Source organism: Actinomadura nitritigenes, assembly GCF_017573545.1.
In the GTDB taxonomy this organism is placed as follows: domain Bacteria; phylum Actinomycetota; class Actinomycetes; order Streptosporangiales; family Streptosporangiaceae; genus Spirillospora; species Spirillospora nitritigenes.
On record NZ_JAGEOK010000011.1, the window covers coordinates 245,422 to 264,530 of the forward strand.

General features: G+C 71.3%; 15 protein-coding genes and 2 pseudogenes. 11 read left to right on the forward strand and 6 right to left on the reverse strand.

The window, feature by feature from the left end:
• The first annotated feature begins 2 nt into the window (after positions 1-2).
• Together J4557_RS19190 and mshC are read left to right on the forward strand one after the other, a co-directional pair.
• Positions 3-947, forward strand: coding sequence for an ABC transporter permease (locus J4557_RS19190; RefSeq protein WP_208268077.1), 945 nt, complete (start codon positions 3-5; stop codon positions 945-947).
• Between the two features lie 115 nt (positions 948-1,062).
• The gene (gene mshC / locus J4557_RS19195) at positions 1,063-2,292 is read left to right on the forward strand and encodes a cysteine--1-D-myo-inosityl 2-amino-2-deoxy-alpha-D-glucopyranoside ligase (RefSeq protein WP_208268078.1); all 1,230 of its coding nucleotides are present in this window, start codon (positions 1,063-1,065) and stop codon (positions 2,290-2,292) included.
• A 30-nt stretch (positions 2,293-2,322) separates the two neighbouring features.
• On the opposite strand, the gene J4557_RS19200 is transcribed toward mshC, so the two are convergent.
• The 3 genes from J4557_RS19200 to J4557_RS19210 form a co-directional block, all read right to left on the reverse strand.
• On the reverse strand, positions 2,323-2,856 hold the full coding sequence (locus J4557_RS19200) for a TrmH family RNA methyltransferase (RefSeq protein ID WP_208268079.1): 534 nt from the start codon (positions 2,854-2,856) through the stop codon (positions 2,323-2,325).
• A gap of 234 nt (positions 2,857-3,090) precedes the next feature.
• Positions 3,091-3,933, reverse strand: a complete 843-nt coding sequence (locus J4557_RS19205; RefSeq protein WP_208268080.1) for a PAC2 family protein — start codon at positions 3,931-3,933, stop codon at positions 3,091-3,093.
• A gap of 179 nt (positions 3,934-4,112) precedes the next feature.
• Complete coding sequence (locus J4557_RS19210) at positions 4,113-4,571, reverse strand: universal stress protein (RefSeq protein WP_208268081.1); 459 nt, start codon at positions 4,569-4,571, stop codon at positions 4,113-4,115.
• A 268-nt stretch (positions 4,572-4,839) separates the two neighbouring features.
• Between J4557_RS19210 and J4557_RS52515 the strand changes: the two are divergent.
• From J4557_RS52515 to J4557_RS19250, 9 genes and pseudogenes are all read left to right on the forward strand, one after another.
• Positions 4,840-5,259: pseudogene (locus J4557_RS52515) on the forward strand (homocysteine S-methyltransferase family protein); the annotation flags it as partial.
• 133 nt (positions 5,260-5,392) lie between these two features.
• A pseudogene (locus J4557_RS52520) lies at positions 5,393-6,221 on the forward strand (vitamin B12 dependent-methionine synthase activation domain-containing protein); the annotation flags it as partial.
• Between the two features lie 126 nt (positions 6,222-6,347).
• A complete protein-coding gene (locus tag J4557_RS19220) occupies positions 6,348-6,980 on the forward strand; it encodes an HAD family hydrolase (protein ID WP_307799993.1) in 633 nt (210 codons plus the stop codon).
• Between the two features lie 313 nt (positions 6,981-7,293).
• Positions 7,294-7,728 carry a hypothetical protein gene (locus tag J4557_RS19225; RefSeq protein WP_208268082.1) on the forward strand — a complete coding sequence of 145 codons (435 nt, stop codon included), beginning with the start codon at positions 7,294-7,296 and terminating at the stop codon, positions 7,726-7,728.
• A gap of 431 nt (positions 7,729-8,159) precedes the next feature.
• Positions 8,160-9,152, forward strand: a complete 993-nt coding sequence (locus J4557_RS19230) for an ABC transporter permease (protein WP_208268083.1) — start codon at positions 8,160-8,162, stop codon at positions 9,150-9,152.
• A gap of 55 nt (positions 9,153-9,207) precedes the next feature.
• Positions 9,208-10,968: an ABC transporter substrate-binding protein gene (locus J4557_RS19235; RefSeq protein WP_208268084.1), complete on the forward strand. Its 1,761-nt coding sequence runs from the start codon at positions 9,208-9,210 to the stop codon at positions 10,966-10,968.
• Between the two features lie 103 nt (positions 10,969-11,071).
• Positions 11,072-12,085: an ABC transporter permease gene (locus tag J4557_RS19240; RefSeq protein WP_208268085.1), complete on the forward strand. Its 1,014-nt coding sequence runs from the start codon at positions 11,072-11,074 to the stop codon at positions 12,083-12,085.
• Positions 12,085-13,155, forward strand: coding sequence for an ABC transporter ATP-binding protein (locus tag J4557_RS19245; protein ID WP_208268086.1), 1,071 nt, complete (start codon positions 12,085-12,087; stop codon positions 13,153-13,155). The genes J4557_RS19240 and J4557_RS19245 overlap by 1 nt, the downstream gene beginning before the upstream one ends.
• 122 nt (positions 13,156-13,277) lie before the next feature.
• Entirely contained in the window at positions 13,278-14,336 is a 1,059-nt protein-coding gene (locus tag J4557_RS19250; RefSeq protein WP_243776045.1) for an ABC transporter ATP-binding protein, read from the forward strand.
• Positions 14,337-14,600: 264 nt separating this feature from the next.
• Here the strand turns inward: J4557_RS19250 and J4557_RS19255 are convergent, their stop codons facing one another.
• The 3 genes from J4557_RS19255 to J4557_RS19265 form a co-directional block, all read right to left on the reverse strand.
• On the reverse strand, positions 14,601-17,099 hold the full coding sequence (locus J4557_RS19255) for an ABC transporter permease (RefSeq protein ID WP_243775989.1): 2,499 nt from the start codon (positions 17,097-17,099) through the stop codon (positions 14,601-14,603).
• Complete coding sequence (locus J4557_RS19260; RefSeq protein WP_208268087.1) at positions 17,096-17,926, reverse strand: ABC transporter ATP-binding protein; 831 nt, start codon at positions 17,924-17,926, stop codon at positions 17,096-17,098. Before J4557_RS19260 ends, J4557_RS19255 begins: the two co-directional genes overlap by 4 nt.
• Before the next feature lie 349 nt (positions 17,927-18,275).
• A complete protein-coding gene (locus tag J4557_RS19265; protein ID WP_307799995.1) occupies positions 18,276-18,956 on the reverse strand; it encodes a response regulator in 681 nt (226 codons plus the stop codon).
• Between the last annotated feature and the right edge of the window lie 153 nt (positions 18,957-19,109).

Sequence of the window (19,109 nt, forward strand, 5' to 3'; positions counted from 1 at the left end):
CCGTGATCCGCTTCGTCATCCGCCGCCTGCTGTACGCGGTCATCGTGCTGTGGCTGGTGTCCACGCTGGTGTTCGTGTTCCTGCACGTCTCGCCCGTCCCCGTGGAGCGGGTCATCGGCGGGCCGCGCGCCACCACCGACACCCTCGAGCAGATCCGCCGCAACCTGGGCCTGGACCAGCCGGTCATCGTGCAGTACGGCCAGTTCCTCGGCCGGCTGCTGCACGCGAACCTCGGCGACTCCTACATCAACGGGGAGCCGGTGACGACGCTGATCGGGGACCGGCTGCCGACCACGCTGTGGCTGGTGCTCGGCGCCGGCGTCATCTGGTTCGTCGGCGGCGTCGTCACCGGGGTGCTGTCGGCGACCCGGGCGCGCAGCCTGGGGGACCGGGCGGCGACGGTGTTCGTGCTGATCGGGCTGTCGACGCCGCCGTTCGTGATGGCGCTCGTGCTGCTGTACCTGTTCGCGACGAAGCTGAGCGAGGCGGGCATCTACTTCTTCGAGGCGGGCCCGCCGCTGCAGGAGCACTTCTTCCGCCGGATGATCCTGCCGTGGATCGCGCTGGCGTTCCTGATGGTCGCGGCGTACACGCGGCTGACGCGCGGCGCGATGCTGGACGTGCTGGGGGAGGACTACGTCCGGACGGCCCGCGCGAAGGGCCTGTCGCGGCGCCGCGTCGTCTACCGGCACGGGCTGCGGGCGGCGCTGACGCCGGTGGTCACGCAGTTCGGCATCGACCTCGGCGCGCTGATCGGCTCCACGATCGTCACCGAGAAGGTGTTCGGGCTCCAGGGGGTGGGGCAGCTGGTGTACCAGTCGATCGCGCTCGGCGACACCCCGGTGATCATCGGGGTGACGCTGATGGTGACGTTCTTCGTGATCGTGGCGAACCTGCTGGTCGACATCGGTTACTCGTTCCTGGATCCGCGGGTCCGGCTGTCCTGACGGCGGTCCGGGGGCCCGGTGCGCACCGTCCGGACCAGGTCACGATGCGGACACTCGGGACGGTCAACGCGATCTCGGAGTAATACGGCGAGGTGCGCATGGATAAGCTTTCCGTATGCGATCGTGGCCCGCTTCCGACGTCCCCAGCCTCACCGACGCGGGACTGCCCGCCGCGGCGCGGCGGCTCAGTTTGTACGACACCGGGACGGGCGCGGTGCGGCCCACGGAGCCCGGCGAGACCGCGCGGATGTACGTCTGCGGCATCACCCCCTACGACGCGACGCACCTCGGGCACGCCAACACCTACCTGACCTTCGATCTCGTCAACCGGGTGTGGCGCGACCTCGGACACACGGTCCACTACGTGCAGAACGTCACCGACGTCGACGATCCCCTTCTGGAACGTGCCCAGCAGACGGGGGAGGACTGGCGGGAGCTCGCCGAACGGGAGATCCAGCTGTTCCGCGACGACATGACGGCGCTGCGGATCCTGCCGCCGGAGCGCTACGTCGGCGCGGTCGAGGCGATCCCGCTGATCGTCGAGATGATCGAGAAGCTGCGCGGCCGGGACGCCACCTACGAGGTCGACGGCGACGTCTACTTCCCGATCGCCGCGGATCCCGCGTTCGGGCAGGTCAGCGGGATGACGCGGGAGGAGATGGCGCCGCTGTTCGCCGAGCGCGGCGGCGACCCGGACCGGCCCGGCAAGCGCGACCCGCTGGACGCGCTGGTGTGGATGGCGAAGCGGCCCGGGGAGCCCGGCTGGGACTCCCCGTTCGGGGAGGGCCGCCCCGGCTGGCACGTGGAGTGCTCGGCGATCTCCGTCGAGTACCTCGGCATGGGCTTCGACGTGGAGGGCGGCGGGTCGGACCTGGCGTTCCCGCACCACGAGATGGGCGCCTCGCACGCGCAGGTCGCGACGGGGGAGGCCCCGCACGCCCGCGCCTACGTGCACGCCGGCATGGTCGGGCTGCACGGCGAGAAGATGTCGAAGTCGCGCGGGAACCTGGTGTTCGTGTCGAAGCTCCGCGAGGCGGGCGTCGACCCGATGGCGGTGCGGCTGGCGCTGATGGCCCACCACTACCGGTCCGACTGGGAGTGGACGGACGCGGGGCTGCGCGCCGCGGAAGTCCGCCTGGGGCGGTGGCGCGCCGCCGTCGCGCGCCCGTCCGGGCCGCCCGCGGGGCCCGTCGCGGACACGGTCCGCGCGCGCCTCGCCGACGACCTGGACGCCCCCGCGGCGCTCGCCGCGATCGACGCGTGGGCCGCCGCCGATGGTGCCGACGCGTCCTCGCCCGCGCAGGTGCGGGCGCTCGCCGACGCCTTGCTCGGCGTCGCCCTCTGACCGTCCCGTGCGCCGCTCCCGCGAGGAGCGTCACAGCAGGCCGGCGAGCTTGTAGAGGACGAGGGACCCGGCCACCGCGACGTTGAGGCTGCTGCCGTCGCCGACCATCGGGATCTCGACGGCCTCGTCCAGCAGGTCGACGGCCTCGGCGGGGATGCCGTGCTGCTCGTGGCCGAGGACGGCGACGGTCCGGGTCCGCGCGGCGGGCAGGTCGGCGAGCCGCACCGCCTCGTCGGCGAGCTCGACGCCGACCACCCGGGTGCCGGCGCCGCGGGCGCGGTCCAGCCAGCCGAGCGGGTCGTTCACCCAGTGCACGCACGCCGGGCGGCGCAGCGTGTTGCCGCGCTCCAGCGCGGCGGGCACCCACGGGAAGCGCGGCACGGCCAGGCAGGCGCCGACGGCGTCGCAGGTCCGCAGCAGGGTCCCGAGGTTCGCGCCGTGCAGCGGCCACAGCGGCGCGGCGATCAGGTGGTCCCAGCAGGAATGGCGCCGGCCCCGGCGCTGCCGCCGCAGCTCGCGGGGGGTCCGCACGCGGATCGCGGGCGGCCGGGCGGAGCGGGTCACCGCCTCCGGGGGGCGCCGCCCCTCACATCGCTGATGCTCATGGTGGACGCACTTGTCGGCGTGCGCGGGCCATCACCGGCGGGTCGCTTACCCCTCGGAGTGTAGCCGGGTAGAGTCCGCCGCATGCGCATGGAACTGGTCATGCTGATGCTGCCCGGCGTCCTCGTCGCACTGATCGTGTTCGCGTCGGTCAAGCGCCCGGACGAGCCGGGGGAGTGACCGGCCGGCCGCCGGTCAGCCGGGATCCCGGCGCCGCAGGTACCGCTCGAACTCACGGGCGATCGCGTCGCCGCTCGCCTCGGGCAGCTCGGTGGCGTCCTTCTGCTCCTCCAGCGTCCGCACGTACTCGGCGACCTCGGAGTCCTCCTCGGCGAGCTCGTTGACGCCGTTCTCCCAGGCCCGCGCCTCCTCGGGCAGCTCGCCCAGCGGGACGGTGACGTCCAGCAGGTCCTCGACGCGGCGCAGCAACGCCAGCGTCGCCTTCGGCGACGGCGGCTGCGCGACGTAGTGCGGGACGGCCGCCCACAGCGACACGGTGTCCAGGTCGGCCTTGGCGCAGGCGTCCTGCAGCACCCCGAGGATCCCGGTGGGGCCCTGGTAGCGGGCGGGCTCGAGGTGCAGGGTGCTGACGAGCCCGGCCTCGGACGCGGCGCCGGTGACCGGGACGGGGCGGGTGTGCGGCGCGTCGGCGAGCAGCGCGCCGAGCAGCACCACGTTGCGCACGTCCAGCTCCAGCATCAGCCCGACCAGCTCGCGGCAGAACGACCGCCACCGCATGTTCGGCTCGATGCCGTGGATCAGCACGACGTCCTTGCCGTTGGGGAGCCGCGCCCACGACACGCGGGTGGTGGGCCAGGTGATGTCGCGGGTCTCCCCGTCGACCATCTCGACGATCGGGCGGGTGACCTGGAAGTCGTAGTAGTCGTCGGGGTCGAGCTCGGCGATCGGAACCGCGTCCCAGCTGGACTCCAGGTGCTGGATGACCCCGCTGGCGGCCTCCCCGGCGTCGTTCCATCCCTCAAAGGCGGCCACGAGCACCGGTTCGACGAGCTCCGGCACGCTCTCCAGCTCGATCACGCGCTGCCTCCTTCCGACGCCTGGGTACAGCGTCACCGGCGGGGGTCTCATTCCCGGGGTCGGGGGCCCCGCTCATGATCGGTGGCTGTCAGCCTACGTCCTGACAGTCACCTACCCCACCGTTCCGCCGCCAGACCCCCGCGCTGTACGCCCGCGGCGGAACGGAGGTCACGATCGGATCACTTGCCGTCCGTGGTGTGCACGATCAGCACGTCGCAGGGGGACCGGTGCGACAGGTTCGCCGGGACGGAGCCGAGGATGCGGCCGGCGAGGCTGTTGAGGCCCCGGTTGCCGATCACCACGAGGTCGGCGCCGCGCTCCTTGGCGAGGCGGCTGATGACGTCGACGGCGTCGCCCTCGACGGACTCCTGCTGGATGTCCCGGGCGCCCGCCGCCACGGCCCGCTCGCGCGCCGCGCGCAGCGCGTCGTCGGCGGGGGTGGAGCCCTGCACCTTGTAGGCCAGGTCGCCGAGCCGGTCGGCGGCGCTGGCGCGCTCGCGCTCGGGCATCGGGCTGTAGGCGGAGGCGAGCAGCAGGGTGGCGCCGGTCGCGGCGGCCAGCTGCGCGGCCCGGTCGACCGCGCGGAACGAGGAGTCCGAGCCGTCGGTGCCGACGAGGATCATGCGGTACGCGCTCATGCCGTTCCTTACCCGTTGGTAGTAACTGGGGGCACGTTATCGGTCGGGTGACCCATCCGTCACCGTCTTCTTGCACGGCCCGTCCAGTCCGCAGGGGGCACCGGTCCCGCGCCTCCGGCGGTCCTGGACGCCGTTCCGCAATGTGGACGGATCGGAGGGCGCCGGAGACCCGCGGATAGTCTGGGACCCCATGAGCACTCCCGTTCCGCATTCCCTGCGTCAGGCCCTGAAGGAGCGCGTCGTCGTGGCCGACGGGGGCATGGGGACGATGCTCCAGGACGCCGGCCCCACCCCGGAGGACTTCCAGGGCCACGAGGGCTGCAACGAGATCCTCAATGTCACCCGGCCCGACATCGTCCGCTCGGTGCACGAGGCGTACCTCGCGGCGGGCGTCGACTGCGTGGAGACCAACACCTTCGGCGCCGACCTCGGCGACCTCGGCGAGTACGGCATCACCCACCGGATCTTCGAGCTGGCCGAGGCGGGCGCCCGGATCGCCCGCGAGGCCGCCGACTCCTTCGCCGCCCCGGACCGGCCCCGCTGGCTGATCGGGTCGGTCGCCCCCAGCACCAAGCTGCCCACCCTCGGGCAGGTGACGATCGAGCGGAACGGCGCGATGCTGATGGGCTCGGAGATCGGCGCCGCGCTGACGGCCCTGGAGCCGCTCGGCCTCGACCTCATCGGCCTGGACTGCGCCACCGGCCCCGCCGAGATGAGCGAGCACCTGCGCCACCTCGCCCGGCACGCCCGCGCCGGGCTGTCGCCGGTCGGCGGCCGCTGCGGCACCACCCCCGAGCACCTGCGCCTGGTCGTCGAGCGGGTCCGCCGTCGCGCGCCTCGAACCGCACGTGGAGAGGTCCGAGGACGGCGGCAAGGGCCGGACCGTGCTCGCCACCGTCAAGGGCGACGTCCACGACATCGGCAAGAACCTCGTCGACATCATCCTGTCCACCAACGGCTACGACGTCGTCACATCGGCATCGAGCAGCCGGTGTCGGCGATCCTGGAGGCCGCCCCGCGAGCCAACGTCGAGCAGGACCTCGCCGGGCTCTGCGACGGCGAGGTCCGCTACGCCCGCGACGCGTTCGAGGGGCTGCGGCTGATGGACGCGTTCATGGCCGTCAAGCGCGGCGAGCGGGGCGCGAGCCTGCCGTCGCTGCGCGAGCGCCGCGTGCGGCGCGGCGCGACGCTCGCCGTCACCGAACCGGAGGACATGCCCGCCCGATCCGACGCGGGCCATTGGGGGCTCAAGCCGTGGCGCGGCGGGGACGGCCCCGGCTACGAGGAGCTGGTGGAGGCCGAGGGGCGGCCCCGGCTGCGGATGTGGCTGGACCGTGTCCAGACCGAGGGCCTGATCGAGGCCGGAGTCGTGTACGGGTACTTTCCGGCCGCGTCGGAGGGCGACGACCTGGTCGTCCTCAACGAGGACGGCTCCGAGCGGGAGCGGTTCACGTTCCCGCGCCAGCGCCGCGACCGGTTCTCCTTGGCTACGCGGCCTGCGCCGACATGGGAGATGGCACCAAGCTCGTCGGGCTGCTGGACCCGGGCCGGATCGGGGTGACGCTGTCGGAGGAGCTGCAGCCGGCCCCTGAGCAGTCGGCCGACGCGCTGGTCGTCCACCACCCGGAGGCCAAGTACTTCAACACGTGACGGCACACGCCGCGCGACCGTGCAGGTCAACGACCGCACGCGGCACTCGCCAGCGCGGGGACGCGCGCCGGCGGCGACGAGGAAGGGAAGGACGATTTGCGGGACGGTCACGGTGGCCTTCAGGCCGTGCTGTTCGACATGGACGGGTTGCTCGTCGACTCCGAGCGGGTGTGGCTCGAGGTCGAGTCGCAGGTGGTCGCGTGGCTCGGCGGCGAGTGGAGCGAGGAGCACCAGCGGGCGCTGGTGGGCGGGTCCCTCGGCGTCGCGGTCGACTACATGCTGGGGCTGACCGGCGCGGACGTCCCGCCGGAGGAGGTCGGGCGGCGGATGCTGGACGGCATGCACGAGCGGCTGAGCGAGAGCGTGCCGCTGATGCCGGGCGCCAAGGAGCTGCTGGTGGAGCTGAAGGACGCGGGCGTCACCGCGGCGCTGGTGTCCTCCAGCCACCGGCGGCTGATCGAGCCGGTGCTGGACGCGGTCGGCCGCGGGTTCTTCGCGCTCAGCGTCGCCGGCGACGAGGTCGCGCGCACCAAGCCCGACCCGGAGCCGTACCTGACCGCGGTGGCCCGTCTGGGCGCCGTCCCCGGCCGCTGCGTCGTGCTGGAGGACTCCCCCAACGGGGTGGCCGCGGGGGAGGCGGCGGGGTGCGTGACGGTCGCGGTGCCGAGCGTCCTGCCGATCCCGCCGGCGCCCGGACGCACCGTGGCGGCGTCGCTGCGCGAGGTGACCCTGGAACGGCTGTTCTCGCTGGTCGGATGAGGTCCGGCGCCGCCGGGTAGGCGGCGCCGAGGGCCGTGAGGCGGCCCCGCTCGACCGGTTCGACGTCCAACCGTTGCGCGACGTTGATCTATGCGGGGAGGCCGCGCGGCCCGGCCAGGACCCGTGGACGCGTGCCCCGGGAGAGGCGGCCGGGACCTAGGCGGTGGTCCCTAGGGGACGGATCACGCCGGAGGAGGAGACCGGATTGTCCGCAAACCGTCCGCCGGGAGGAGCGGAATCGGGGCCCGGACGTGTGACGATGGAAGGAGCAGCAGCGCCGGCAGGGCAGCACCGTACGGAGTGAGGGGCCGACATGAGCGACACGGCGATCGATCTGATCAGCCTCGGGGTGACCCTGGTCGGGCTGGTCATGAGCTGGGGGGTCTACCGGCGCCGCGGGGCGGCGTCCGGGATGCGCGGCGCCGCGCTGTCGCTGGTGCCGCTGGCCGCGGCGATGACCGGGGTGACCGAGTTCTTCGTGGACCTGGCGTTCAGCCCGGTGAAGTGGGCCGGGGTCGGGGTGGCGGGGCTGGCCGTCCTGCTCTACCTGACCTCGGGCGCGATGCTCAGCCGCCGGGCGGGCGGCGGATCCGACGACGGCGGCAAGGCCGCGGCGCGCGGCAAGGGCGAGCCGAAGGCGGCCGGACGCGGCGGCAAGCCCCGGGGCGAGGTGGGCAGCGCGCAGCCGTCCGGCGACCCGGAGATGGCCGAGATCGAGAAGATCCTGCGCGACCGCGGCATCTCCTGACGCGCGGTCCCGGCGGGTCCGGCGGCGGGCCGGGACGTCCCCCTCGGGGGGCGTCCCGGCCCGCCGTTTCTGCGTCCAGGGGCGCTGACCTGCGGACGATCGATCTCAGAACGGACTCAGTACGGTAAAGCTTGCCGGTCTAGACCGCTTTCGTGTTGCAGAGCACGGCACAGGCGAACGTACTATTCGGGCGATTTGTCCGACCTGATGACCGAGCACGTATGCCCGAGATGACGACGAGATCACAAGTCAGATACGGGTACTGGTGCAGCCCGTCTCACGGATGGACAGTCATGGCCGAGGGGCTACCTTTCCCTTCAGCAAACGCGGCGTAACGGGCACGGGGTCAGCGGATGATCTCCGCGACCGCCGGTCACCGCGCCGGCGGCGGCATGGCCGAACCAGTGGCCGGACGGTAGGAGGTACAGAGCGTGGCCGCACCCCTTGAGGTGACCGGGTCCGACACCGAGGCGCAACCGGAAGCGGTCCTCGCCGGTGTCGACGGCAAGGCGATCCAGGGCCGTTCCCTGGGACAGATCGCCTGGATGCGACTCAAGCGCGACAAGGTCGCGCTCGCCGGCGGCGTCATCGTGATCCTGCTGATCCTCCTGGCGATCTTCGGACCGCTGCTGGTGCAGTCGCCGCTGGCCTACCACCAGAACCTGATCGACCCGACCTACAACCGGCCGAAGACCGGCATCTGGCACACCGGCATCAGCGCCGACCACCTCCTCGGGGTGGAGCCCGGCACCGGCCGCGACCTGCTCGCCCGGATCGTGCACGGCGCCCGGATCTCGCTGCTGGTGTCGTTCCTGGCGACCGTGCTGTCGGTGGTCATCGGCGTCGTCCTCGGCATCACCGCCGGCTACTTCGGCGGCTGGGTCGACATGCTCATCAGCCGGGCGATGGACGCGTTCCTGGCGTTCCCCCTGCTGCTGTTCGCGATCGCGCTGGTCGCCGTCATCTCCGACGGCTCGTTCGGGCTGAGCGGCAACGGCCTGCGGATCTGGGTGCTGATCTTCGTCATCGGGTTCTTCAACTGGCCCTACATCGGCCGGATCATCCGCGGCCAGACCCTCTCGCTGCGCGAACGCGAGTTCGTCGACGCGGCACGCAGCATGGGCGCCCGGAACTCCTACATCCTGTTCAAGGAGATCCTGCCGAACCTCGTCGCGCCGATCCTGGTCTACTCGACCCTGCTGATCCCGACGAACATCCTGTTCGAGGCGGCGCTGTCGTTCCTCGGCGTCGGCGTGATCCCGCCGACCCCCTCGTGGGGCGGCATGCTGACCCTCGCGGTGCCGATCTACTCCTCCGACCCGATGTACATGATCGTCCCCGGTGTGGCGATCTTCATCACCGTCCTCGCCTTCAACCTGCTCGGTGACGGGCTGCGGGACGCTCTCGACCCTCGGGCCAAGTGACCTCGGGTTCATCCGACCCGGAGAAATGAATGGGGTGCGCCTGCACATGAACAAGATGAGACCAATCGCGGCCCTCGCCGCCGGCGCGCTCGCCGCGGCGGGCCTCGCCGCCTGCGGCGGTGGCGACTCCGGCGGCTCGGGGAGCGGACCCGGCTACAACGCCGCGGTCGACAAGGTCATCAACCAGTCGGACAAGAAGGGCGGCACCCTCCGCCTGGCGATGTCCGACGACTTCGACTCGCCGGACCCGGGCAACCAGTACTACGCGTGGGACCAGAACTTCTCGCGCTTCTACGGCCGGGGCCTGATGACCTTCAAGCCGGCCGCGGGCGACGAGAGCAAGCAGATCGTTCCGGACCTGGCGACCGCGCCCGGTCAGCCGAGCGACGGTGCGAAGACCTGGACCTACAAGCTGCGCACCGGCGTGAAGTTCGACGACGGCACCCCCGTCACGTCCAAGGACGTGAAGTACGCCGTCGAGCGCAGCAACTTCACCGACGAGCTGCAGCTCGGTCCGAAGTACTTCAAGACCTACCTGGTCGACAACAAGCCCGCGTACAAGGGTCCCTACAAGGACAAGAGCGACGAGGGTCTGAAGTCGATCGAGACGCCGGACGACAGCACGATCATCTTCCACCTGTCGAAGCCGTTCTCGGAGTTCGACGACCTGGTGGCGATGTCGCAGACGATCCCGGTGCCGAAGGCCAAGGACACCGGCCTGAAGTACGAGTCGTCGATCGTCTCCAGCGGCCCGTACAAGGTCGACAACTACACCCGCGGCAAGTCGATGACGCTGTCGCGGAACCCCAACTGGGACCCGAGCACCGACCCGATCCGCAAGGCGCTGCCCGACAAGATCGAGCTGCAGCTGAAGCAGAACGCCGACGACATCGACAACCGCCTGCTGGCCGGTTCGCTCGACATGGACGTCGCGGGCGTGGGCGTGCAGGCCGGTACGCAGCCGAAGGTGCTGGCGGCGGCGCAGAAGCCCTACACCGACAACCCGATCCAGGGCTACCTGCGGTTCATGTCGCTGAACCTGCACGTCAAGCCGCTGGACAACATCCACTGCCGCAACGCCGTGCAGTACGCGACCGACAAGGTCGCCGCGCAGACCGCCTACGGAGGCCCGCTGGCCGGCGGTGACGTCGCCACGACGATCCTGCCCCCGACGGTCGACGGGTACCGCAAGTTCGACCTGTTCCCGCAGAAGCAGGCGGCGGGCGGCAACGGCCTCGACGCGGCCACGCTGGCGAAGGCCAAGCAGGAGCTCGCGGCCTGCGGCCAGCCGAACGGCTTCTCGACGAAGATCTCGGCGCGGTCCGACCGGCCGAAGGAAGTCGCGATGGCCCAGGCCATCCAGCAGAGCCTCAAGAAGGTCGGCATCAACGTCAGCATCGTGCAGTGGCCGGCCGGCGACTACTTCAACAAGTACGTCGGCGTCCCGAACTACGTGCACCAGCACGGCATCGGCATGATGCTCATGGCGTGGGCGGCCGACTGGCCGACCGGCTACGGTTTCCTCTCCCAGATCGTCGACGGCCGGGCCATCAAGCCCTCCGGCGGCAACAACCTGGCCGAGGAGAACAACCCGAAGGTGAACGACGCGCTCGACCAGGCGATCGCCAGCACCGACAAGACCACGCGGACCAAGCTCTACGGCGACATCGACCAGATGGTCATGCAGGACGCCGTCGAGGTCCCGCTGATCTACGCCAAGGCGCTGCTCTACCGGCCGAAGCGGGTCACCAACGTCGGTATCACGGCCGGCTACGGCGGAATGTACGACTACCTCAACATGGGCGTGGAGAAGTAAATCTCCTCCGTCCGTGCGTTCATCTGAAGGCAGGTGAAGGCGATGCCCGCCGACCGGTACCGGGCCCACAGGTCCGGCCGGTCGGCGGGCGGGGCCGCGAAGTGTGCTCGCATACATCATCCGGCGCCTCGTCGGCGCCGTTCTCATGCTGTTGCTCATCAGCCTGGTGACCTTCGGCATCTTCTTCTGGCTGCCGAAGCTGGCGGGCCAGACCACCGACCAGCTCGCCGCGTCCTACGTCGGCAAGGCCCCGACGGCGGAGGCGATCCAGGCCACCAAGGAACGGCTCGGCCTGGACAAGCCGGTGGTGGTGCAGTACGGCCACTACCTCAAGGGCATCGTGGCCGGTGAGGACTTCAAGGCCGGGCCGGTCACCGACCACTGCCCGGCGCCCTGCCTCGGCTATTCCTTCCGCACCAGCCAGCCGGTGCTCCCGACGCTGATGGACCGTGCCCCGGCGACCCTGGGGCTGGCCATAGGCGCCGCGATCGTCTGGCTGGTGGTCGGCGTGTCGACCGGTGTCGTCTCGGCGCTGAAGAGAGGCAGCATCTGGGACCGGGCCGCGATGGTGGTGGCCCTGAGCGGAGTGTCGCTGCCCATCTACTTCACGGGCCTGGTGTCGCTCGCCCTGTTCTCCTACAAGCTGGGCATCTTCCCCGGCGGAGGCAGTTACGTGGGCTTCAGCCAGAACCCGCTGACATGGTTCGAGTCGCTGGTGCTGCCCTGGGTCACCCTGGCGTTCCTGTACGCGGCGATGTACGCGCGGCTCACCAGAGCGGGCATGCTGGAAACGATGAACGAGGACTACATCCGCACGGCCCGCGCCAAGGGCCTGCCGGAGAAGACGGTCATCACCAAGCATGCGCTGCGCGCCTCGCTGACGCCGATCCTGACCATCTTCGGCCTCGACTTCGGGCTGCTGATCGGTGGCGCGGTGCTCACCGAGAACACCTTCAGCATCCCCGGCCTCGGGCAGCTGGCGATCAGCTCGATCGGGACCGGCGACCTGCCGATGGTGCTCGGCGTCACCACGCTCGCCGCGTTCTTCATCGTCGTGATCAACCTGATCGTCGACCTCCTGTACGCCATCATCGACCCGAGAGTGAGGCTGGGCTGATGACCGACACAACGCCGGCCACCGGGCCCGCCGCGGGCGCCGGGGAGGCTCCCACGGCGTTCCTCGAGGTCCGCGACCTGAAGATCCACTTCCCGACCGACGACGGTCTGGTGAAGTCGGTCGACGGGCTGTCGTTCCAGCTGGAGAAGGGCCGCACGCTCGGCATCGTCGGCGAGTCCGGCTCCGGCAAGAGCGTCACCAGCCTCGGCGTCCTCGGCCTGCACAACCGCAGCAACGCCAACGTGTCCGGCGAGATCTGGCTCGACGGCCAGGAGCTCGTCGGCGCGTCGCCCGGCGAGGTCCGCCGGCTGCGCGGCCGCAAGATGGCGATGATCTTCCAGGACCCGCTGTCGTCGATGCACCCCTTCTACACGGTGGGCGCGCAGATCATCGAGGCGTACCGGGTGCACAACGACGTGTCCAAGCAGGTGGCGCGCAAGCACGCCATCGAGATGCTCGGCCGCGTCGGCATCCCGAAGCCGGACAAGCGGGTCGACGACTACCCCCACCAGTTCTCCGGCGGCATGCGGCAGCGCGCGATGATCGCGATGGCGCTGTCCTGCGACCCGGAGCTGCTGATCGCCGACGAGCCGACCACGGCGCTGGACGTGACCGTCCAGGCGCAGATCCTCGACCTGATCCGGGACCTGCAGCAGGAGTTCAACTCCGCCGTCATCATGATCACCCACGATCTCGGGGTGGTCGCGGAGCTGTCGGACGACATCCTGGTGATGTACGCGGGCCGGTGCGCCGAGTACGCGTCGGTGGAGGACGCCTTCCACAAGCCGCTGCACCCCTACGCGTGGGGGCTGCTCGGGTCGATGCCGCGGCTGGACCGGGAGCGCACCGAACGGCTGCTGCCGATCAAGGGCACCCCGCCGAGCCTGATCAACGTGCCGCAGGGCTGCGCGTTCAACCCGCGGTGCGCCTACAAGGACCTCAACGGGGACAAGTGCACGACGGTGCGTCCCGAACTGGTCGAGGCGGTCCCGGGCCACAGGGTGGCCTGCCATCTCCCGCTCGAGAAGAAGCAGGAGATCTGGGAATCCGAGATCCGGCCGAAGCTGTGACGAGCACGGGTGGGAACAAGACTGTGAGCACTTCTGACACCGCCGCGCCGGGGACCACCGTCCCCGGCGCCGCGGAGACCTCCGCCGACGCGGCGGCGCCCCGTCCCATCCGGGACGGGGAGATGCTGCTGGAGGTGGAGAACCTCGGCAAGCACTTCCCCGTCACCGCGGGGCTGCTGCGCCGGCAGGTCGCGGCGGTGAAGGCCGTCGACGGCGTGTCGTTCTCCGTCCGCAAGGGCGAGACCCTCGGCCTGGTGGGGGAGTCGGGCTGCGGCAAGTCCACCACCGGCCGGATGATCATGCGGCTGCTGGACCCGAGCTTCGGCAAGATCACCTTCGAGGGGCAGGACATCACCACGATGTCCCAGGGGCGGCTGCGGCCGCTCCGCCGCGACCTCCAGATGATCTTCCAGGACCCGTACTCGTCGCTGAACCCGCGCAAGACGGTCGGCGCGATCGTCGGGGCCCCGTTCCGGCTGCAGAACATCGCCACCGAGAACGGGGTCAAGAAGGCCGTCCAGGAGATCCTGGAACTCGTCGGCCTCAACCCCGAGCACTACAACCGGTACCCGCACGAGTTCTCCGGCGGCCAGCGCCAGCGCATCGGCATCGCCCGCACGCTGGCGCTCAAGCCGAAGCTGATCGTCGCGGACGAGCCGGTGTCGGCGCTGGACGTGTCGGTGCAGGCGCAGGTCGTCAACCTGCTGGAGGACCTGCAGGACGAACTCGACCTCACCTACGTGGTGATCGCGCACGACCTGTCGGTCGTCCGGCACATCTCCGACCGGGTCGCCGTCATGTACCTCGGCAAGATCGTCGAGATCGCGGACCGCAGCGACCTGTACGAGCGGCCCATGCACCCGTACACCAACGCGCTGCTGTCGGCGGTGCCGGTCCCGGACCCGAGCCAGCGCGGCGGGCGGCAGCGGATCCGGCTGCAGGGCGACGTGCCGAGCCCCCTCGACCCGCCGCCCGCGTGCCGGTTCCACACCCGCTGCTGGAAGGCGCAGGACATCTGCAAGCAGGTCGAGCCGCCGCTGATCGAGCTCAGCCACGGCCACCAGGCCGCCTGCCACTTCCCGGAGAACACCACCGTGTCGGCGACCGACGAGGTCGCGAAGGCCGCGGTGGCGCCCGGGACGGTGCCGGCCGCCGAGACCGACGCCGAGACCGGCGAGTAGGCCCGGCCGCACGACCGCCCTCGGGCGCGCGTCCCGCACGCCGAAGCCCCGGCCCCCGCACAGAGGGGGACCGGGGCTTCGTCATCCCCCGCCCGGCAGGGACACGGCGAAGGCCCGCCCGGCAGGGACCCGGCGAAGGCCCGCCCGGCAGGGACCCGGCGAAGCCCCGGCCGGGAGGGACGCGACGAAGCCCCGGCCGGCCGGGACACGGCGAAGCCCCGGCCCCCCGATGAGGGGCTGGGGCTTCGGGACGGGAGCCGCCGGTCAGTCCGTGGAGATGGCCTTCAGCACGTCCATCCGCCCGGCCCGCCACGCCGGCCACAGCGCCGCCGCGACCCCGATCAGCGTGGCGACCACCAGGTACACCACCAGCGTCCCGTACGGGATCGACAGCACGCCGAGGCCCTTGTCCTTGAGCGCGTTCTGCATCGCCGCGCCGAACGCCACCCCGATGCCGGTGCCGAGCAGCGCGCCGAACACCGCGATCACGATGGACTCCAGCCGGATCATGCGGCGCAGCTGACGCCGGGAGATCCCGATCGCGCGCAGCAGCCCGATCTCCCGGGTCCGCTCGATCACCGACAGCGCCAGGGTGTTGACGACCCCGACCGCCGCGATGATCACCGACATGGCCAGCAGGATGCTGAGGAACGTCACGAACCCGTCCACCTGCTTGTGGGCGTCCTTCTTCAGCGACGTCTGGTCCGACAGCTTCAGGTTCGGGTACGCCTTCAGCGTCGACTCGATCGCGTGCTTGGTCGCGGTGTCGGTCTTGGCGGTGTCGACCAGCACGGCGTCCACCGACGGCCGCACCGCGTGCCGCAGGTACACCTGCCGGGAGATGATGCGGCTGCCGATGAGGTCGCTCTTGGCGAAGATCCCCGTCACCTTCAGCTGCTCGGTCCTCCCGTCGGGGAACAGCGCCGGGACGGTGGCCCCGACCCGCCACCCGTTGGCCTTGGCGGTCGACTCGTTCACCATCAGCCCGTCCGCGCCGATCGCGGTACCACCCGACACCAGCTTCAGCCGCGCCGCCTTGGCGATCACATCGACGTCGCCCGACATGTACGTGCCGCGCTTGCCGGCGAGCTTCGCGGTGCCCTCGTAGGTCTCGGACGCCGACGCCACCCCCGGCGTCGCCTTCAGCTTCGGCGCGACGTCGAGGCCGATGTCGCCGCCGGTGGCCTGCACCAGGTAGTCCGCGCCGAACTGCGCGTCCACCTGCTGGTCGACCGACGCCCGCATCGTCGCGCCCATCACGTTCACCGCGGTGATCAGCGCCAGGCCGATCATCAGCGCCGCGGCCGTCGCGGCGGTGCGGCGCGGGTTGCGCAGCGCGTTCTGCTGCGCCAGCCGCCCCGGCGCGCCCATCAGCCGCGCGAACGGCCATCCGAGCACCTTCACCACCGGGACGCTGATCACCGGCGCCAGCATCGCCACCCCGATGAACACCGCGAACGCGCCCGCGCCCACCGGGATCACCGGGTTCCCGCCGCTCCCCGCCAGGCCTACGGCGATCAGGCCCGCCCCGGCCAGCGTCAGCAGCGAACCGAGCGCCACCCGGATCCGCAGTGTCCGCTGCGGCAGCGCCACGTCGTCGCGCATCGCCGCCACCGGCGGGATCTTCGCCGCACGCCGCGCCGGGAAGTACGCCGACACCACCGTCACCAGGATCCCCACCGTGTACGACCAGATCACCGGAGTCGCGGTGAACGTCAGGCCGCCCTTCCCGGCGTCGCCCATCTGCGCCTGCAGCAGCGACGCCAGGCCCGCCCCGGCCGCCAGGCCCAGCGTCGACCCGACGACCCCGACCGCGACCGCCTCACCGATCACCGCCCGCGTCACCTGCGGGCGCGCCGCGCCGATCGCGCGCAGCAGCGCCAGCTCCCGGGTCCGCTGCGCCACCAGCATCGAGAACGTGTTGAAGATGATGAACGCCCCGACGAAGATCGAGATCAGCGCGAACACCAGCAGGAACGTCCGGAAGAACGACATGAACGACGCGACGTCGCTCTTGTTCTCGTCCCGCATCTTCGTACCGGTGATCGCCTCCACCCCGGTCGGCAGCACCTTCGCGACCCGGTCCCGCAGCTGCGCCTCCGGCACGCCCGCCGAGCCCATCTGGATGTCGCTGAAGTACCCCGGCTTCAGCATCAGCCGCTGCGCCGTCGGGGTGTCGAACGCGGTGACGCTCGCCCCCATCAGGTTCCCGGTGTCGATCAGCCCGACCAGCCGCATCCGCTGCGGCGGGCCCGACGACACCACCTCGACCATGTCGCCGACGGCCAGCTTCCCCTTCTTCGCCGTCGTCGCGTCGACGATCACCTCGCCGGGCCCGTGCGGCGTCCGGCCCGCCTTCAGCTCGAACGACCCGTTGGAGTTCCAGTTCGAGCCGATCTGCGGCGGGCCCTGCCCACCCGACCCGACCACCTTCCCGTCCCGGCCCACCACCGCCGCGTACCCGTCCACGTTGCCCTGCGGGTCCTTCACCCCGTCGACGCCGCGCAGCGCCGTCAGGACCGACGCCGGCACCGGCTGCGGGGCCTGCCCGTTGCCGTCGCCGCCGAGGGCCTTCTTCGCCCGCACGTCCACGGCGACGTTCTTGCCGACCCGGCTGAACAGGTCGTCGAACTGCTTGTTCATGCTGTCGGTGAAGATCAGCGTGCCCGCCACGAACGCCACGCCGAGGATCACCGCGACGGCCGTCAGCACCAGCCTGATCTTGTGCGCCGCCAGGTTGCGGAGCGTGACCTTGCCCATCATCGCGCCGCGACCCCCGGCCCCTGCCCGCCCGCCGCGGCGGCCGGACGGCCCCCCGTCTCGAAGCCCTTCATCCGCTCCAGCACCCGCTCGGCGGTGGGCCCCGCCATCGTGTCGACGATCTGCCCGTCCGTCAGGAACAGCACCTGGTCGGCGTACGCCGCCGCGGACGGGTCGTGCGTCACCATCACGACCGTCTGCCCCATCCGGGTGACCGAGTCGCGCAGGAACGACAGCACCTCCGCGCCGGACCGCGAGTCCAGGTTCCCGGTCGGCTCGTCCGCGAAGATGATCTCCGGTCGGGACGCCAGCGCCCGCGCGCACGCCACCCGCTGCTGCTGCCCGCCCGACAGCTCCGTCGGGCGGTGCTTCAGCCGAGGCCGCAGCCCCACGGTGTCGATCACCTCGTCCAACCACGCCCTGTCGGCCTTGCGGCCCGCGATGTCCATCGGCAGCGTGATGTTCTCCAGCGCCGTCAGCGTCGGGACCAGGTTGAACGCCTGGAAGATGAACCCGATCTTGTCGCGGCGCAGCCGGGTCAGCTGCTTGTCCTTCAGCCCCGTCAGCTCGGTGTCGCCGATGAAGACCTGCCCGGAGTCCACCGAGTCCAGCCCCGCCATGCAGTGCATCAGCGTGGACTTGCCGGACCCCGAGGGGCCCATGATCGCGGTGAACCGGCCGCGGGGGATCCCCACGGTCACCGAGTCCAGCGCGACCACCCGGGCGTCGCCGCGCCCGTACACCTTGGCGATCTGATGGGCCCGTGCGGCGAAGTCGCCCGCCCCGGGCGCGGAGTGCGCATCAGCGGTCGATGGGGCGGTGTTCGTCACGTGAACTCCCCTGTGTGAGTGGATGAGGGTGGAAAACGAGCTGCTGCGGACCGCGATTGGTCCCCCCGTGCGGCCCACCACACAGAACAGTAGAAGGCCGACCGCCTCCGGAGATGCACCCCAGGAATGGACTTACCACTCCATCCGTGGCAGGAGACTCGCCACCGGCGTCGTCCTACCGGAGTAGGGGACCACCCGGCGAAAGAGGGGGCGGCTCAGGGACGTTCCCTGACCCCGCACCCGCCGCACACCGCCCCACCAGCCCGAACACCACCCGCACGCCCTCAGGGACACCCTTCCCCGCGCGGCCCGAAAAGGCCGCCGGCAGGGCCCGGCGCACCGCCCGCGATCAACCCTGCCCGGGACGGCTCAACCCGGTCTCGTACGCGTACACCACCGCCTGGACCCGGTCCCGCAGCCCCAGCTTCGCCAGCACGTTCCCCACGTGCGTCTTCACCGTCGTCTCGCTCACCACGAGCTCCGCGGCGATCTCCGCGTTCGACTGCCCCCGCGCCACGTGCGCCAGCACCTCGCGCTCCCGCGCGGTCAACGTGTCCAGCCCCGGCGGCGGCGCCGCGTCCCGCACCGCCGGCAGCCGCGTCGCGAACCGGTCCAGCAGCCGCCGCGTCACGCTCGGCGCCACGATCGCGTCGCCCTCCGCCACGATCCGGATCGCCTGCACCAGATCCTCCGGCGGCGAGTCCTTCAGCAGGAACCCGCTCGCCCCCGCCCGCACCGCCTCGATCACGTACTCGTCCAGATCGAACGTCGTCAGGATCAGCACCTTCGGATCGTGCGACGCCGCACCCTCCCGGATGATCCGCCGGGTCGCCTCGATCCCGTCGACCCCCGGCATCCGGATGTCCATCAGCACCACGTCCGGCAGCAGCGACCGCGTCATCTCCACCGCCGCCGCGCCGTCCCCGGCCTCGCCGACCACCGCGACGTCCGCCTCGGCCTCCAGGATCAGCCGGAACCCCGTCCGCAGCAACGGCTGATCATCGACGAGCAGCACCCGAACCGCGCTCACCCGGCCACCCCGCTTGCGTCCATCGTCCCCGCTCCTCGCCTCGCACCGGCCAACGTCACCCTATGCCCTCCCCGCCCCGGCGGCGGCCCCGCAGAGGCCCTGCGGCGCCCTCGCTCCGAACGCCCGAGCGCCTCGCGAACCGCCCACCCGGAG

Excerpts from the sequence above, each read along its gene's own strand:
- mshC (WP_208268078.1), top strand. The coding sequence starts at position 1,063 with ATGCGATCGTGGCCCGCTTCCGACGTCCCCAGCCTCACCGACGCGGGA.
- J4557_RS19210 (WP_208268081.1), bottom strand. The coding sequence starts at position 4,571 with ATGAGCGCGTACCGCATGATCCTCGTCGGCACCGACGGCTCGGACTCC.
- J4557_RS19225 (WP_208268082.1), top strand. The coding sequence starts at position 7,294 with ATGAGCGACACGGCGATCGATCTGATCAGCCTCGGGGTGACCCTGGTC.
- J4557_RS19235 (WP_208268084.1), top strand. The coding sequence starts at position 9,208 with ATGAGACCAATCGCGGCCCTCGCCGCCGGCGCGCTCGCCGCGGCGGGC.
- J4557_RS19245 (WP_208268086.1), top strand. The coding sequence starts at position 12,085 with ATGACCGACACAACGCCGGCCACCGGGCCCGCCGCGGGCGCCGGGGAG.
- J4557_RS19250 (WP_243776045.1), top strand. The coding sequence starts at position 13,278 with ATGCTGCTGGAGGTGGAGAACCTCGGCAAGCACTTCCCCGTCACCGCG.
- J4557_RS19255 (WP_243775989.1), bottom strand. The coding sequence starts at position 17,099 with ATGATGGGCAAGGTCACGCTCCGCAACCTGGCGGCGCACAAGATCAGG.